Source organism: Streptomyces sp. CWNU-52B, from assembly GCF_047444975.1.
Classification (GTDB): domain Bacteria; phylum Actinomycetota; class Actinomycetes; order Streptomycetales; family Streptomycetaceae; genus Streptomyces.
Genome location: NZ_JBLFJV010000016.1, coordinates 12,262 through 25,848 on the forward strand (window position 1 = coordinate 12,262; position 13,587 = coordinate 25,848).

Here is a 13,587-nt window from a genome sequence, read left to right on the forward strand (position 1 = left end):
GGTTCCGGTCCCGGTATTCCGGTCTCCGGGCCGTTCAGATCTGTGTCAGTGCCCAGAAGCCGACCCCGAAGCAGACCAGCGCCAGCAGAAGCACCGGGACCGTCACCACCGTGGGCGGCCCGTGCTGTCGCCGTGCCCGTCTGCCGCGGTGCCGCGCGACCGGCTGCTGGGGCGGTTGCTGGGCCTGCTGTCCGGACGGCACCCGGACGTCCCGAGCGGTGTAGGAGGCAGTGGTGGGCACCTGCGTGGGTTCGTACGACAGCGACGGGGAGTAGGCGGGGGGAGCGGGGGACTGGGGCGGGGGCGGTGGTGGCAGATGGAAGCTGCCGGTGTCCGACGCGGTGGGGAGCGGCGGGAGCGGTATGTCTCCGCTCGGGCGCTCAGGAGTGGAGCGCCCGGGAGTGGAGCGGTCCGGGGGCGTACGGGCGGGGGACGAGGGGTCGGGTGCGAGGTGCGCCGCCGGTGGGGCCTCGCCGGTCCGTGGGGGCGGTGGCGAGGCGCTCGTACCGGGTGATCGCGGCACGAGGTCGTGCCCGTGGCTCCGGGACTCTTCCCGTGGTGGGGGCTGTCCCTCCCCCTGTCCCTCTCCCTGGCCCTGCTGCCCTTGCCTCTCCCGTTCCCGTTCCCGTTCCCGGCCTTGACGGCCTGGATGGCTCTGCGGCGGGCTGGGGGCTGTCGTGGCCGTGAGGGGGCCCTCGGGGCCGAACCCTGAGGGAAGCGGGCCGAGTTGGTCGAAGATCTCGATCAGCTCGTCGTCGGGGCCGGGTTCCGGGAGGAGTTCCCTGGCCGGGACGAGGGCCTTCCGCGCGCCGGTGGCGGTGCGGAACCTGGCCTGCGGGTTCGGTTCGAGCAGGGACGCCACGACCTGCCACAGCGGCTCGGGAATCCCCTTGGGGGCACCCGGAGTGCCATGGGCCGCGAAGTGCTCGATCAGCGCCTTGGCGTCCGGCTTGGCGCCTTCCAGGAGATAGAGGGCGACCAGGCCCACGGCGAAGAGATCGGCGGGGAAGTCCGGGTCGGCGCCGAGCATCTGCTCGGGCGCGAAGTAACCGGGTGTTCCCACCACGTAGTTGGTCTCGGTGAGCCGGGGTTCACCGAGACGCATGGAGATGCCGAAGTCGGACAGCCGCAGCCGGGGACGGCCCGTGCCGGTCGCCTCCAGCAGGATGTTGGCGGGCTTGATGTCACGGTGGACGATCCCCTCCGCGTGCACCGCGGCGAGCCCCGCCAACAGCTGGTCGAGCAGGGTGCAGACGAAGGCCGGCGGCAGGGGACCGTAGTCCCCGATCAGGTGGACCAGCGAGCCTCCACCGACGAGATCCATGGTGAACAGGACCTTGTCGTCGTCGGCGGCCCAGCTGGCGGGAGCGAGCACATGAGGGTGGTCGATCCGCACCGCCTGCTCACGCACGAACCGCAGCAGCGAGTGGGCGTCGCTCTGCTGGAGCACCTTGGCGGCCACGTACCGGCGCCGCCGGTGGTCCCAGGCGCGCCAGACGGCACCGACTCCCCCGCGTCCGATCGGGTCGACCAGTTCGTACCGGCCGGCGAAGACCTCACCCATGGTCGTGCGTCGCTCCCCCTTCGGCGGTCGGTACGGCGGCCTCTTCGAGGTGCCCGGCTGCCTGGCTTCCGGCTGCCGGAAGGCCGACGGGCTCTCCGGTGGCAGGTGTTCGGCGGCCGGGCGGTGTGCTCAGCTCTGGTGGGACTGGTAGTGGGCGACCGCGTCGGAAGTGCGGCCGGCTCCGTACACCCGGAGGAACTCTGCCAGTTCCGGGTGGGTCGGGGCGAGGGTGTCCGCCGCGTCGATGATGTCCCCGGCCGCGGACACCGAGCGCAGCAGTGACTGGATCTCGCGCACCACGCGCTTCACCGTGGGCGCCCCGCCCGAACTGGTCGTCGACTGCGTGGTGTTGCTGAGCACCGAGCCTCCTTGCGACTTCTTGATCTCGTCCATACGCTCGGTCGCTTCGGCGGCGCTCACACTGCCGTCGGCCACCTGACCTGCGAGATCCTGCAGCAACTGCACGCGCTGCACCACCGCGGGATTGCCGATCTTGGCGCGCTGGCCGCTCATCAGCTGAGACAGCATGGGCGCGGACAGGCCGAGCACCCCCGCCAGGCGGGCCTGGTTGAGTCCCAGGTCGTCTATGAGCCTACGGAAGAGCGCCCCCAGCGGCTCCCCGTACCAGTTCCGCTGCAGCTCCCGGGCTCTCGCGGTTGCTTCCTGCTGTGCGGCGTCCATGTGCGTCTCCCCATCGCTTCCCCAAGTACCGCGGTTCGCTGCCGCGAACCACGTCGTGCATCTTACGGAGAGTGGTCGTGCACGGGGACCCCCAATCCTTTTGCGGGATACCCCGGGTGACCCGGTACTCTGGTCTGCGGTGGTGGTCCAGAGGGAGATCCTTCTGGCGTATACCTCCTTTTCGGGGCCTTAGCTCAGTTGGTAGAGCGCTGTCTTTGCATGGCAGATGTCAGGGGTTCGACTCCCCTAGGCTCCACGAACAGAACCCCCTCGGACCGGCTTTACGCAGGTCGGAGGGGGTTTTTGTGGTTCGGGGGCGAGGGGCGGGGCGAGGGTCGGCCTCCTCGGGAGCTCCGGGGGACCCGCAAGGCTCCGTCCGCGGTGGCCCGGCTCGGCGGATACGAGAAATTTTTGCACCCACGCTTTTTTTCGTGCTCCTCCCGTCCGGCGGAGACCTGTTCAACAGGTCGAACACGGAAGGGAGTTGGGGGTCCGTCGTGTCATGACGTGACCTCATCAACCCTTAGGCGCGCCCTTCAGTGCTCCGAGACCCCGTCGAGTGCGGGTGCGGTGACCTGCGTCACAGGGATTTCGTTGCGGTATTTGCGATTGTTTGCGCAAAGATACGCCGAGTGACGAGGGTGTGTGGCCGTCGCCCGAGGGGTTCCGGTGGCGTGAGGGTGACATGCAGGAGTCGTGAAGGCATGCGTGAGCTGCCGTGAACGAAAGTGCGTAATCAGAGCACTGCACTCCGTTAAGCGGGTCGACGGGGGTGGTGCATGGGCTGTCGGTTGCAAACGTCATCACGGGTGGAACCCGGAGCGGTGTCGTGGACGAGGCTGCCAACCGGGTCGCGACCTGGGTCGGTTTCACGTGAAACATGACTGTGGGGCAGGAGGCTTCGAGCCTCCTGCCCCACAGCCCGTCAGCATGTCCGAAGCATGTCCGATATCTGTGCCGTCCGAGCTACCCGTGCCGCTGGTCTCGCTCGCACCAGTCGCACCAGTCGTTGCCGGTCGCGTCAGCCGCGCTCCTCGCGGTCCGCCGCCTCCGCCTCGGCCTGCTTGGCCTGGACCTCGGGGTCGAGGTCTTCCTGGCCGCTGCCGTCGACCGAGGCCAGCCGGCCGGTCTCCGGGACCTCGGTGGCGGCCGGCGGTTCGACCAGCCAGTCGGGGTTGGCCTGCTTGTCCCACCACTTCCAGGCGGCGAAGGCGCCACCGGCGAGGATGCCCAGTACAGCCAGCCCCTTGGCGAGACGGCCGGCCCTGGCCCGCCGCTCGTGCTTGCGGACCAGCTTCTCGACCTCCTTGGCCGAGACCTGGCCGCGCAGCGCCGCCAGCGCCGCCGCACTGCGGGACGCGGCCTCCTCGCGAGCGGGACCGGCCGCGGACCTGGCCTGTTCGAGCCTCGGGCGGGAGTACTCCGCTGCCTGCCGGGCGGCCTTGCGGGTTCGAACGGCGGCCTCGTGCGCGGCCTGGTCGACCTTCGGCGGTACATGGGTGCGCGCCTGCTCGAGACGTGGCGCGAGGTGGGCGTCGTACTGGGTGCGTGCCTGTTCGGCGGCTTGGAGGGCGGCGGACGACACCTTGGGTGCGAGCTTGACGCGTGCTTCATGCGCGTAGTGGGTGGCTCGGTCCTTCGTCGTGTCGGCGTAGGGCGCCACCACTTCCGCGGCGTGCCGCACGCTGTCCTTCGCCGACTCGGCCGCCGCGCGCACGCTGTCCTTGCGGGTCACGGGATCCTCCTCCTCGGTGGCGTACATGGGGGCTTGGGGCCATCCCCCGGAAAGTCACAGTTCGCCTTTCCGCCCTTATCCGGATCATGCCTGCCGGAGCGCTCCGGGGCATGCGAGGGCGGGCATCCGGGTCATGAATGGTGACTCCGGGGGTACTTGGTGCGATAACCGATCAATACGGTGCAACAGGAGTTCGCGACGACAATGTCATGGATCCCCGGACCGCGCGCCCGTTTGGTGCGAAGCCGCTGAAGCGGTGAAGCGGTGAAGGGGTTGAGCAGCCGGCGCGGTGCCCGCGGCGCTGACGGAAGACTGGCGACGCGGTCCGTGCGAGGATCGGGGAGTCACAAAGGACGACGGAAGGCAGATCGTGGCCGAGCAGCTCTACGCCACCCTGAAGACCAATCACGGCGACATCGAAGTGCGGCTCCTGCCGAACCACGCGCCCAAGACGGTCCGCAACTTCGTCGAGCTCGCCAAGGGCGAGCGCGAGTGGACCAACCCGGCCACGGGTGCGAAGTCCACGGACAAGCTCTACGACGGCACGGTCTTCCACCGGGTGATCAGCGGCTTCATGATCCAGGGCGGCGACCCGCTGGGCAACGGCACCGGCGGTCCCGGCTACGAGTTCGAGGACGAGTTCCACCCCGACCTCGCCTTCGACAAGCCGTACCTGCTGGCCATGGCGAACGCAGGGCCGGGCACCAACGGCTCGCAGTTCTTCATCACTGTCTCCCCGACGGCGTGGCTGACGCGCAAGCACACCATCTTCGGCGAGGTCACCGAAGGCGCCAGCCAGAAGATCGTGGACGCCATCATCGCGTTGCCGACCAACCCGCGCACCGACCGTCCCGTCGAGGACGTCGTCATCGAGTCGGTCGTCGTCGAGACCCGCTGAGCCGAAACGGGCCGCGTACGGACGGGCCGCGTACGGACGGGACGGGCCGAGGACGCGCCGGACCGTGACCGTCCGGCGAGCCCTTCTCCGGGCCTCGCGCCGGGGGCTTTCCGCAGGGAACCAAACGCCCCGCCCATCCGTAGGGATGAGCGGGGCGGTGTGTTGCGTACCCAGTACGCCCAGAAGGATGAGGGAACCTCGATGGATCAGGCGCCAGGCAGCCCGCAGGGACCGCAGGGTGCCCCCAGCCTGCCCACCTGCTACCGGCACCCGGACCGGGAGACCGGCGTCCGGTGCACCCGGTGCGAGCGCCCCATCTGTCCCGAGTGCATGGTCAGCGCCTCGGTCGGCTTCCAGTGCCCCGAGTGCGTGCGTGAGGGTTCCGGCACGGGCCACGCGCCCGGCGCCACCCAGCCCCGCACCCTCGCGGGCGGCACGATCACCTCGGACCCCCGGCTCCTCACCAAGATCCTCATCGGGATCAACCTCGCCGTCTTCCTGGTCCAGCTCCGCGTCGGCGACCGTTTCACCGACAGCTTCGACCTGATCGGCCGGGCGTACGTGCCGGCCCTGGAAAGCGTCGAGGGTGTCGCGGAGGGGCAGTGGTACCGGCTGGTCACGGCGATGTTCCTGCACGGGAGCTATATCCACATCGCCTTCAACATGCTCAGCCTGTGGTGGATCGGCGGCCCCCTCGAAGCCGCCCTCGGCCGCGTCCGCTATCTCGCGCTGTACGGGGCCGGCGGCCTCGCGGGCAGTGCGCTCACGTATCTGATCGCCGAGCCGAACCAGCCGTCGCTGGGTGCCTCCGGTGCGATCTTCGGCCTCTTCGGCGCGACCGCGGTTCTGATGCGCCGGCTGAACTACGACATGCGCCCGGTGATCGCCCTGCTGGTGATCAACCTGATCTTCACCTTCGGGTGGCCGAACATCGCCTGGCAGGCGCACGTCGGCGGCCTCGTCGGCGGTGTCCTCGTCGGCTACGCGATGGTGCACGCGCCCCGGGAGCGACGGGCGCTCATCCAGTACGGTTCGTGCGCGCTCGTGCTGATCGCGGTCGTGGTCATGACCCTCGTAAGGACTGGTCAGCTCACCTGACTCGCCTCGGCCCTCCGCCGTCAGGCAGGGCGTCGGGGAGCCGTCGGGGCCCTCGAAAGTCGTCGGAAGTCCACGTTGTCCACAGACCGTGGCGGATCTTGTGCATGCTGTTGGGGAACAGGTGTGCGCACTGTCGCTGACCTGGGTTTCCCCAGGCGGGACAGGGGGCGAACAGGCTTCCGGATCCCGGTAGGTCAGTCACACCGGCGTCAACACCCGGTGGGTTATCCACAGATCTTCCGACCTTTTCCCCACTGTGGACAGCGTTGTGGATAACTCAGTGGACAGCTTGGGCCAGGGCTTGCGGACGAGGGCTCGCACGGAGTCCGTGCGAGCCCTCGTCCTACCTGGTCGTCATCCTGGGCGGGCGCTACTTCCACTGCGTGGAGACGCCGAATCCCGCCGCGATGAAACCGAAGCCGACCACGATGTTCCAGTTGCCCAGCGAGTCGATCGGCAGCGAGCCGTCCGTCACGTAGAACACGACGATCCAGGCGAGCCCGATGAGGAACATGGCCAGCATGACCGGGGCGACCCAGGCACGGCTGTTCAGGTTGATGGCGGTCGCCTGCTTCGCCGGGGGCGGCGTGTAGTCGGCCTTCTTGCGGATACGTGACTTCGGCACGAGGGTCTCTCCTGTCGATGCGCTGCGTGGCCGCGCAGGGAACGTGGGCTGCCGGGGGCAGCGTACAAGGGGACTCTTAGTGCTCCCCCGGGCGTCCGTTAGCGTAGTGCTTCCGCGGCGCCGAAGGAGATAAGGGTACGTTGAGCAATTCTGCCGACTCTCCCCGGTCGGGATCCAGCCCTGACCGTATCCGGCGATTCCGGCCGATGCGGCTGCTGACCGTGGCCGTCTTCGCCCTGGCCGGGCTGATCTTCTTCACCAGCTTCGACACGGCCAAGGGCACCAACATCCGTACCGACGCCTCGCTGCTGAAGCTCTCCGACCTCATCGAGGAGCGCAGCCACAAGAACGGGCAGCTCGACGAGAGCAACGGATCACTGCGGCACGACGTCGAGACCCTCGCCGAGCGGGACAACGGCAGCACCGCGGCGGAGGCGGCCAAGCTCGCCGCCCTGGAGAAGAACGCGGGCACGCAGAAGCTCAAGGGCAAGGCCCTCACCGTCACCCTCGACGACGCGCCCCCCGACGCCACGGCCAAGCTCCCCGGCTATCCCGAGCCGCAGCCCGACTACCTGGTCATCCACCAGCAGGACCTGCAGGCCGTGGTCAACGCCCTGTGGCAGGGCGGAGCCGAGGGGATCAAGGTCATGGACCAGCGGCTGATCTCCACCAGTGCCGTCCGCTGCGTCGGCAACACCCTGATCCTCCAGGGCCGCGTCTACTCACCCCCGTACAAGATCCAGGCGGTCGGGGACCCGGAGAAGCTGCAGAAGGCCCTCACGAAGTCCGCGGCGATCCAGAACTACATGGTGTACGTCAACGTCTACGGGCTCGGCTGGAAGGTCGACGAGAACGGGACGGTGACTCTTCCCGGCTACTCGGGCACAGTGGATCTCCACTACGCGAAGCCTGTGGAGTAGGCCCGTGGAGTAGGGGAGCAACTGCCGCTGGGGGACCTTGTGTCGGTGCGAGTGGTCGTCAGGACGTTCAGCGAGCTGTGCATCACGGTCGGGACCGTGATCGTGCTCTTCGTGGTCTACGTGTTGTTCTGGACGGGTGTGAAGGCCGACACCGCGATGAACGACCAGATCGAGCAGCTCCAGAAGCAGTGGGCGCGCGGGACCGCGACGGCCGAGCCGGAGAAGCCGGCGGCGACGGGCGGCCCGGGTGCGGCTCCGGCTCCGGCGAAGCCCGCCGCGTACAAGGACGGCAGGCCCTTCGCTGTGATGTACATCCCGCGGCTTGGTTTCACGTGGAACAAGCCCGTGCTCGAAGGCACCGGGACCAAGACCCTCAAGAAGGGGCTGGGCCACTACGCGAGCACCGCGCGCCTCGGTGAGCGGGGCAACTTCGCCGTCGCCGGTCATCGCCGGACGTACGGGGATCCGTTCAAGGATTTCCCCCGGTTGCGGCCGGGGGACCCGGTGGTGCTGACCGACGGCACGACGTGGTTCACGTACCGCATCGACACCCAGCCCTACAAGACGCTGCCCGGGGACATCGCGGTCATCGACCCCGTACCGAGGAAGTCCGGGTACACGCGGGAGGGCCGTTATCTGACCCTGACCACCTGCGAACCCGAATGGGGTCACAGCCATCGGCTGATCGTCTGGGCACACCTTGATACGACCCAGCCTGTAGAGGCTGGGAAACCGGAGGCCCTACGCCGTTAGTCTGGTCGGGTACGGCGTGAGTCTGGTGCCGTGGTGCGACGGAAGGGACGGCATGTACGGCTTTATCTGGCGGCATCTGCCAGGGAACACGTGGATCAAGGCACTGCTCTCCATCGTGCTGGTCCTCGCGGCGGTCTACGCGCTCTTCCAGTACGTCTTCCCGTGGGCCGAACCGCTGCTGCCCTTCAACGATGTGACGGTGGACAACCAGTGAGCGCGCGGATTCTCGTCGTCGACAACTACGACAGCTTTGTGTTCAACCTGGTCCAGTACCTCTACCAGCTCGGCGCCGAGTGCGAGGTGCTGCGCAACGACCAGGTCGTGACGGCGCACGCGCAGGACGGGTTCGACGGCGTGCTGCTGTCGCCGGGACCGGGCACCCCCGAGCAGGCCGGGGTCTGCGTCGACATGGTGCGGCACTGCGCGGCGACCGGGGTCCCCGTCTTCGGGGTCTGCCTCGGAATGCAGTCGATGCAGGTGGCGTACGGCGGTGTGGTGGACCGCGCGCCCGAGCTGCTGCACGGCAAGACCTCGCTCGTGGAGCACGAGGGCACGGGCGTGTTCGCCGGGCTGCCGTCGCCCTTCACCGCCACCCGCTACCACTCGCTGGCCGCGGAACCGAAGACCGTGCCGGCCGAGCTGGAGGTCACGGCCCGTACCCACGACGGGATCATCATGGGTCTGAGACATCGTGAACTGCCCGTCGAGGGTGTTCAGTTCCATCCCGAGTCCGTGCTGACCGAGCACGGCCACCACATGCTGGCCAACTGGCTGGTGGAGTGCGGCGACCAGGGAGCCGTGGCCAGGTCGGTGGGGCTCGCCCCGGTGGTGGGCAGGGTCACGGCGTGACCGCGCTGCGCCCCGAGCGCGACAGTGCCGCCCCGTACGGTGAGGACGCCGGGTACGGGGGCGCTGCGGCGTTCGAGGTGACGCCCGGCAGTGGGCCGGCCGGCGACGGGCTGACCGGCGACGGTGCGATGCGGGCCGCCGTCGACGGACTCGCCGACCCGCTCAGCGACCCCTTGCCGGGTCTGCCGCGGCCCGCGCCGCCCGAGCAGGACTGGTACGACCCTCAGGCGCTCCGGACACCGCAAGCGCCGCAGACCTACACACCGGACTGGAGTGTCGGGCAGAGCGCTTCGGCGTACACGGAGCCGATACGCCGCGCGCACACGGAGCCCACCCACGGGTACTCCGCGCCACAGCCGCCGTACACGGCGCCCCAGCCCCAGCCCCAGCCTTACGCGCAGCCGCAGCCGGCGTTCGCCGAGCCGACACAGCCGTACTCGCCGCCGTACGAGGCACCCGCCGCCTCCGTCGCCCCGACCGTTTCCTCCGCCTCCGCCTCCGCCTCCGCCGAGGAGACCGTCGCGCTGCGCATAGCCGATGTCGCCGCCGGCACCGGGATCGGAGCCGGCTCGGCGGCGCCCTCCGCGGCCTCTGCGGGCTCTGTGGCGGCGTCGGGTGGCGTAGGCGCCCCCGGTGGCCGTGCGGCCCGGCGCAAGGCCTCCAGGCGCCGTGGAAGGCACGGCGGGCCCGGCGGGGCGCAGGAGGAGGAGGCGGAGCAGCCGGAGCGGTCCGGCAGCGACGCGCCCTCCTCCCGGATGGCGGCGCGGCGCGCGGCGCGGGAGCGGAAGCCGGGCGCGGCCGTGATGGCGAGCCGGGCGATCGGCGAGGTGTTCATCACCACCGGTGTACTGATGCTGCTGTTCGTGACCTATCAGCTGTGGTGGACGAACGTCCGGGCGCACGCGCAGGCCGGCAGCGAGGTGAGCAGCCTCCAGAAGGACTGGGCGAAGGGCAAGGGCAATCCGGGGACGTTCGAGCCGGGTCAGGGCTTCGCCCTTCTGCACATCCCGAAGCTGGACGTGGTGGTACCGATCGCCGAGGGCACCGACAAGAAGCGGGTGCTGGACCGCGGCATGGTGGGCCACTACGCCGAGGAGGGCGTGAAGACCGCGATGCCGGACGCCAAGGCGGGCAACTTCGGGCTCGCGGGGCACCGCAACACCCACGGTGAGCCCTTCCGCTACATCAACCGTCTCAAGCCGGGCGACGAGATCGTCGTCGAGACGCAGGACAAGTACTTCGTCTACAAGATGGCCTCGATCCTGCCGGTGACGTCGCCCAGCAACACCTCGGTCCTGGACGCGGTTCCCAAGGGCTCGACGTTCAAGTCGGCGGGCCGCTACATCACTCTCACCACCTGCACCCCGGAATTCACCAGTAAGTACCGGATGATCGTCTGGGGCACGATGGTCGAGGAACGGTCGCGCGACAAGGGCAAACCCGAGGCGCTCGTCGACTAGCGGCGTGTTCCGAGATTCCTGAGACACCAGACAGAGACACCAGACGGGGACAACGCAGTGGCAGCGACGACCGACCACGAAGAGCACACGGGCGCGCCGGCGTCCCCGCCCGCGCCGCGGCGGCGCGGTGGCGGGCGGATCGCGGCGGCCGTCAGCGTCTTCGGTGAACTCCTCATCACGGCGGGCCTGATCATGGGCCTGTTCGTCGCCTACTCGCTGTGGTGGACGAACGTGATCGCGGACCGTGAGGCCGACAAGCAGGGCGACAAGGTGCGGGACCACTGGGCCGAGGACCGTGGCCCGATCGGTCTGGACACCAAGGACGGCATCGGCTTCCTGCACGTCCCGGCGATGAAGAACGGCGAGGTGCTGGTCAAGAAGGGCACCTCCACGAAGCTGCTGAACAACGGGATCGCCGGCTATTACACGAACCCCGTCAAGTCCGCCCTGCCGCAGGACGAGAAGGGCAACTTCTCGCTGGCCGCGCATCGCGACGGGCACGGCGCGAAGTTCCACAACATCGACAAGTTGAAGAAGGGTGACGCGATCGTCTTCGAGACGAAGGACGACTGGTACGTCTACAAGGTCTACGCGACCCTTCCGGAGACGTCGAAGTTCAATGTCAACGTCCTGGGGGCCGTCCCCAAGGAGTCGGGCAGGTCGAAGGCGGGCCGGTACATCACGCTGACGACCTGCACGCCGGTCTTCACGTCCCGCTACCGGTACGTGGTCTGGGGCGAGCTGGACCGGGTGGAGAAGGTCGACGACGACCGGACGCCGCCGCCGGAGCTGCGCTGACGCGACGGGGCCCTTCGAGGAGTCCCGCCCCGTCCTCCCTGCCTCGTCACTCCTCGTCCCTCCCGTCCCTCCCCGTCCCGATGCCGTACGACGACGAAGCCCCGGCGCCCTCCTGCGAGGGGGCCGGGGCTTCGTCGTCGTACGTGGACGCCGTGCTCGACGGCGGGGAGCGGGGGTGTCAGCTCAGCCGGAGCCGCCGCTGAGGAAGCCGCCGCCGTTGCCGCCGCCGTTGTTCCCTCCGGCGCCGACCGTGACCAGGTTGACCCGGTCGCCGGCCTTCACCTCGTTGCCCTGTCCCGGGTCGCTGGCGATGACGATGGAGTTGCCGTCCTGCGAGCCCGAGATGTCGCCGAGCTGGAGCTGGCTGCTCGCGAGGACCTGCTTGGCCTGGTCGAGGGTCATCTGGGTGACCTTCGGCATGGCGAACTTCTGCTCCTCCTGCTTCTTCTCCTTGCCGATCTGGATGGTCACCGTGGATCCGGGGTCGGCCGGCGAGTTGGCCTGGGGCGAGGTCGCGATGACCTTGCCGACCAGGTTGCCGTCGTCGGTCTCCACCTCGGTGCAGGTACCGGTGAGGTCGTTCTGTTCCATCTGGGCCTTGGCCTGGTCGCAGCTCTGGCCGCCGACGTCCGGAACGGTGACCTGCTTCTTCTCCTTGGCGACGGTGAGGGTGATCGTGGAGCCCTTCTCCACTTCCTCACCCGAGGACGGGTCCTGGTCGAGGACGGTGCCGGGGTCCTCGCTGGACTCCTTGCTCTCCGTCTCGACCTCGAACTCGTACTTCTCACCTTCGAGCTTCTTGGTGGCCTGCTCCACCGAGTCGTCGATGACGTTCGGGACCGCCACCTTCGGCGCCCCCGTGGACACCGTCAGCGTGATCGTGTCGCCCTTTTTGACCTCGGTCTTGGCGACCGGGTCCTGGTCGCAGACGCTGTTCTTGGGCGTGTTCTCACACGGCTTCTCGTTGATCGTGAGTTTGAGGTCGACGTTGGCCGCCGTCTGTTTCGCGTCGGCCACGGTGCGGTTCACGAAGTTGGGCGCGGGGAACGGGTCGTCCCCGCCGCCGCCTCCGCCGGTCATCCACTTGCCGATGAGGATCGCGCCGATCAGCACGAGCGCACCGGCGACGACGAGAAGGATCGTCGAGGTGTTGCTCTTCTTCTGCTGGCGGCGCCGGCCCGCGCGGTCGTCGTAGCCGAAGGCGCCGTCGTCCGGGTTCGTCGGGGGCAGCATCGCGGTGTGCTGGCCGTCCCCGGAGCGCAGGGCCGTCGTCGGCTGGTCGTCCGGGTAGCCGCCGTAGCCGACCGAGCCCATGGCCGCCGTGGCCGCGACGGGCTGACCGTCGAGGCAGGCCTCGATGTCGATGCGCATCTCGTCGGCGGACTGGTACCGGTAGTCGGGGTCCTTGGTGAGCGCCTTCAGGACGATGGCGTCCATCTCGGGCGTGATCTCGGGGTCGAAGACGCTGGGCGCCTGCGGCTCCTCGCGTACGTGCTGGTACGCGACCGCCACCGGGGAGTCCCCGATGAAGGGCGGACGGACCGTCAGGAGCTCGTACAGCAGGCATCCCGCCGAGTACAGGTCGGAGCGGGCGTCGACGGGCTCGCCCTTCGCCTGCTCCGGTGAGAGGTACTGGGCCGTCCCTATCACCGCGGCGGTCTGCGTCATCGTCATACCGGAGTCGCCCATCGCGCGGGCGATGCCGAAGTCCATGACCTTGACCTGGCCGTTGCGCGTCAGCATGACGTTCGCCGGCTTGATGTCGCGGTGGACGATGCCGGCGCGGTGCGAGTACTCCAGCGCCTGGAGGATGCCGATGGTCATCTCCAGCGTGCGCTCGGGCAGCAGTTTGCGCCCGGAGTGCAGCAACTCGCGCAGGGTGGACCCGTCGACGTACTCCATCACGATGTACGGGATGGAGATGCCTTCGATGTAGTCCTCGCCGGTGTCGTACACGGCGACGATCGCGGGATGGTTGAGCGAGGCGGCCGACTGGGCCTCCCGGCGGAACCGGGCCTGGAACGACGGATCGCGTGCGAGGTCCGCACGCAGCGTCTTCACCGCCACCGTGCGGCCGAGCCGTGTGTCATGGGCGAGGTGTACCTCCGCCATGCCACCACGGCCGAGCACGTGGCCCAGCTCGTACCGGCCGCCGAGGCGACGCGGCTCTTCCATAGCTACCTACCAGCCTTTTCCGACGGTCCTG

The 13,587-nt window shown here is 68.9% G+C and carries 13 protein-coding genes and 1 tRNA gene; 9 read left to right on the forward strand and 5 right to left on the reverse strand.

What is annotated here, in order from left to right; all coding sequences use genetic code 11:
- Positions 1 to 34: 34 nt before the first annotated feature.
- On the reverse strand, positions 35 to 1,564 hold the full coding sequence (locus ACLVWQ_RS16185; protein WP_414109407.1) for a protein kinase domain-containing protein: 1,530 nt from the start codon (positions 1,562 to 1,564) through the stop codon (positions 35 to 37).
- A 129-nt stretch (positions 1,565 to 1,693) separates the two neighbouring features.
- Positions 1,694 to 2,245, reverse strand: a complete 552-nt coding sequence (locus ACLVWQ_RS16190) for a helix-turn-helix domain-containing protein (protein ID WP_383211089.1) — start codon at positions 2,243 to 2,245, stop codon at positions 1,694 to 1,696.
- A gap of 183 nt (positions 2,246 to 2,428) precedes the next feature.
- Here ACLVWQ_RS16190 and ACLVWQ_RS16195 point away from each other — a divergent pair.
- Positions 2,429 to 2,501, forward strand: a tRNA-Ala gene (locus tag ACLVWQ_RS16195).
- A 765-nt stretch (positions 2,502 to 3,266) separates the two neighbouring features.
- On the opposite strand, the gene ACLVWQ_RS16200 is transcribed toward ACLVWQ_RS16195, so the two are convergent.
- Positions 3,267 to 3,980 carry a DUF5324 family protein gene (locus ACLVWQ_RS16200; RefSeq protein WP_414109408.1) on the reverse strand — a complete coding sequence of 238 codons (714 nt, stop codon included), beginning with the start codon at positions 3,978 to 3,980 and terminating at the stop codon, positions 3,267 to 3,269.
- Between the two features lie 370 nt (positions 3,981 to 4,350).
- Here ACLVWQ_RS16200 and ACLVWQ_RS16205 point away from each other — a divergent pair, with 370 nt between their 5' ends.
- Positions 4,351 to 4,878 (forward strand): peptidylprolyl isomerase, encoded by a 528-nt coding sequence (locus ACLVWQ_RS16205; protein WP_414109409.1) that lies wholly within the window; start codon positions 4,351 to 4,353, stop codon positions 4,876 to 4,878.
- A gap of 201 nt (positions 4,879 to 5,079) precedes the next feature.
- A complete protein-coding gene (locus ACLVWQ_RS16210) occupies positions 5,080 to 5,976 on the forward strand; it encodes a rhomboid family intramembrane serine protease (RefSeq protein ID WP_414109411.1) in 897 nt (298 codons plus the stop codon).
- 370 nt (positions 5,977 to 6,346) lie between these two features.
- On the opposite strand, the gene crgA is transcribed toward ACLVWQ_RS16210, so the two are convergent.
- Positions 6,347 to 6,601, reverse strand: a complete 255-nt coding sequence (crgA, locus tag ACLVWQ_RS16215; RefSeq protein WP_414109413.1) for a cell division protein CrgA — start codon at positions 6,599 to 6,601, stop codon at positions 6,347 to 6,349.
- Between the two features lie 140 nt (positions 6,602 to 6,741).
- Here crgA and ACLVWQ_RS16220 point away from each other — a divergent pair, with 140 nt between their 5' ends.
- The 6 genes from ACLVWQ_RS16220 to ACLVWQ_RS16245 all read left to right on the forward strand — a co-directional run bounded on the left by ACLVWQ_RS16220 (position 6,742) and on the right by ACLVWQ_RS16245 (position 11,381).
- Positions 6,742 to 7,521 carry a DUF881 domain-containing protein gene (locus tag ACLVWQ_RS16220; RefSeq protein ID WP_414109414.1) on the forward strand — a complete coding sequence of 260 codons (780 nt, stop codon included), beginning with the start codon at positions 6,742 to 6,744 and terminating at the stop codon, positions 7,519 to 7,521.
- Positions 7,522 to 7,566: 45 nt separating this feature from the next.
- The gene (locus ACLVWQ_RS16225; protein ID WP_414109415.1) at positions 7,567 to 8,274 is read left to right on the forward strand and encodes a class E sortase; all 708 of its coding nucleotides are present in this window, start codon (positions 7,567 to 7,569) and stop codon (positions 8,272 to 8,274) included.
- A 52-nt stretch (positions 8,275 to 8,326) separates the two neighbouring features.
- Positions 8,327 to 8,488: a hypothetical protein gene (locus tag ACLVWQ_RS16230; RefSeq protein WP_414109417.1), complete on the forward strand. Its 162-nt coding sequence runs from the start codon at positions 8,327 to 8,329 to the stop codon at positions 8,486 to 8,488.
- Positions 8,485 to 9,123: an aminodeoxychorismate/anthranilate synthase component II gene (locus ACLVWQ_RS16235; protein WP_414109418.1), complete on the forward strand. Its 639-nt coding sequence runs from the start codon at positions 8,485 to 8,487 to the stop codon at positions 9,121 to 9,123. The genes ACLVWQ_RS16230 and ACLVWQ_RS16235 overlap by 4 nt, the downstream gene beginning before the upstream one ends.
- Before the next feature lie 128 nt (positions 9,124 to 9,251).
- Complete coding sequence (locus ACLVWQ_RS16240) at positions 9,252 to 10,583, forward strand: class E sortase (RefSeq protein ID WP_414109685.1); 1,332 nt, start codon at positions 9,252 to 9,254, stop codon at positions 10,581 to 10,583.
- Between the two features lie 57 nt (positions 10,584 to 10,640).
- Positions 10,641 to 11,381 (forward strand): class E sortase, encoded by a 741-nt coding sequence (locus tag ACLVWQ_RS16245; RefSeq protein WP_414109420.1) that lies wholly within the window; start codon positions 10,641 to 10,643, stop codon positions 11,379 to 11,381.
- Positions 11,382 to 11,564: 183 nt separating this feature from the next.
- On the opposite strand, the gene pknB is transcribed toward ACLVWQ_RS16245, so the two are convergent.
- A complete protein-coding gene (gene pknB, locus ACLVWQ_RS16250) occupies positions 11,565 to 13,556 on the reverse strand; it encodes a Stk1 family PASTA domain-containing Ser/Thr kinase (RefSeq protein WP_414109421.1) in 1,992 nt (663 codons plus the stop codon).
- Positions 13,557 to 13,587 lie beyond the last annotated feature (31 nt).